This window comes from Kutzneria sp. 744, from assembly GCF_000568255.1.
Classification (GTDB): Bacteria; Actinomycetota; Actinomycetes; order Mycobacteriales; family Pseudonocardiaceae; genus Kutzneria.
The window spans coordinates 230872-232741 of sequence record NZ_KK037166.1; the positions used below are offsets into that span (position 1 = coordinate 230872).

The 1870-nt window shown below is 69.1% G+C and carries 3 protein-coding genes; 2 read left to right on the plus strand and 1 reads right to left on the minus strand.

What is annotated here, in order from left to right; genetic code table 11:
* Nucleotides 1-852 (minus strand): alpha/beta fold hydrolase (locus tag KUTG_RS01160; protein ID WP_043727845.1); only part of this gene is annotated, 852 nt, incomplete at its 3' end.
* 84 nt (nt 853-936) lie between these two features.
* Between KUTG_RS01160 and KUTG_RS01165 the strand changes: the two genes are divergently transcribed.
* Together KUTG_RS01165 and KUTG_RS01170 are read left to right on the plus strand one after the other, a co-directional pair.
* Nucleotides 937-1188: a DUF6412 domain-containing protein gene (locus KUTG_RS01165; protein WP_043714288.1), complete on the plus strand. Its 252-nt coding sequence runs from the start codon at nt 937-939 to the stop codon at nt 1186-1188.
* A 49-nt stretch (nt 1189-1237) separates the two neighbouring features.
* Nucleotides 1238-1870, plus strand: a 633-nt coding sequence (locus tag KUTG_RS01170; RefSeq protein ID WP_052393666.1) for a YidC/Oxa1 family membrane protein insertase, incomplete at its 3' end; no start/stop codon positions are given.

Genomic DNA, 1870 nt, shown 5'->3' on the forward strand with positions numbered 1-1870 from the left:
CGTAACCAGACCGCGCACCAACCGAACCACCTCAGCGGGACGCTCCAACGGCACCATGTGCCCGGCGCCCGGCAGCACAACCGCGTCCCCGGACCCCACCGCCTTCACCAACGCCTGCGCGTTCGAAGACGGACACAACCGGTCCCGCTCACCCACCGCGGCCACCACCGGCACCCGCGCCGCCACCGTCAACGCCGCCTCCCGGTCATACCGGTCGAAGGCCGGACGGAACAACGCCACCGTGGCCGGCCAGTGCTCCGCCACCATCTCCGCCGTCAACGCCGCATCCGCCTCGTCCGGGTCGTCCCCGAACAGCCACCACTTCAGCCCGGCGGCCTTGGCCGGCTCGATCCGACCGCGAATATGCCGCACGACCGGCCCGAACACCTTCTCCAACTCCTCCACGAGCTTGCCGACCGCCTGCGGCCACGCCAACGACGTCTCACCCCGACGTCCCACAGCCGTCGACAGGAACGCCAGCCCCGACACCCGCTGAGCGGACAGCCGCGGATGCCGCTCCACCAACGCCATCGCCGCCATGCCACCCATCGAATGACCGACCACGACCACCCGCTCGGAGTCCACCCCACGCTCGATCAACTCGGCCAGATCATCACCCAGCCGCTCGATCGACGCGGTCTCCGGCGTCGCCGGCCCCGACTGCCCGTGACCACGATGGTCATAGGCCACCACCTGCACCTCGTCATGCGCCAACTCCGGGACCACCCGATGCCAACTGCGGTGGTCCAACGCGTAACCGTGAGCCAACACCACGGTCACCGGTGCGTCCGGAGCACCGGACCGAACCACGTTCAGCCCGACTCCGTCTTCCAGCGGGAAGACTTCATCCATTCGTGAATCGTGTCATGTAGTCATGACACCTGCGACCGATGTCGTACGCTCAAGGCAGGACCGAGACAGATCCGGGGGTGGAACGTGCACGACCTCGTCACCGCGTTCACCACCCTCATGACCGTCGGCCCCGGCCTCGCCGGCCTCATCCTGTTCGCCGGCGTCCTCGTCGCCGCACTGGCCATCCACCTCTGCTCCACCCGCCACGCCGACCACGCCATCCCGCGCACCGTCGGCCTCGCCACCCGCGAGCAGGCCCGCAGCCGCCGCGTCCTGCGCCAACAGGACCCCGACGCGGCCGGACACACCCGCTCACGAGCACCTTCAGCCGCCTGACCCCACCTCAGGCACCCCTTTTCTCACCCTCCGCTGAAGGGCTCCCCCCATGCTGTCCTTTCTCGACCCGTTCATCACGGCCGCCTACCACCTGGTCGCGTTCCTCGCGCCGCTCACCGGCACCGCCGGCGCCATCGTCGCCTTCGTCCTGATCATCCGCCTCTGCCTGCACCCCCTGGCCCGCATCCAGATCCGCGGCGAGAAGGCCCGCGCCGAGATCATGCCCAAACTCAAGGACATCCAGGACAAGCACCGCGGCAACCCCGAACGCCTCAACCAGGAACTCGCCACCTTCTACGGCGGCGAGGGCAAGGGCATGTTCGCCGGCTGCCTGCCCATGCTCATCCAGCTGCCGATCTTCTCCGTCATGTACCGGCTGTTCCTGTCGCCCACCGTCGCCGGACAGCCCAACCAGCTGCTCACCCACACCCTGCTCGGCACACCCCTCGGCACCGTCTTCATCAGCTCGCCGACCATCGCCGCCGTCTGCCTGTTCGCCCTCATGGCCGCCGTCGCCACCTGGACCGCCATCCGCATGACCGGCCCCAAGTACCTCCGGATCCTGCCGTACGCCTCGATCGTGTTCGCCATGTTCGTGCCGCTGGCCGCCGGGCTCTACCTGCTCACCACCACCGCCTGGACCGCCGCCGAACGCGCCCTGCTGACCCGCCGGCGTGAGAAG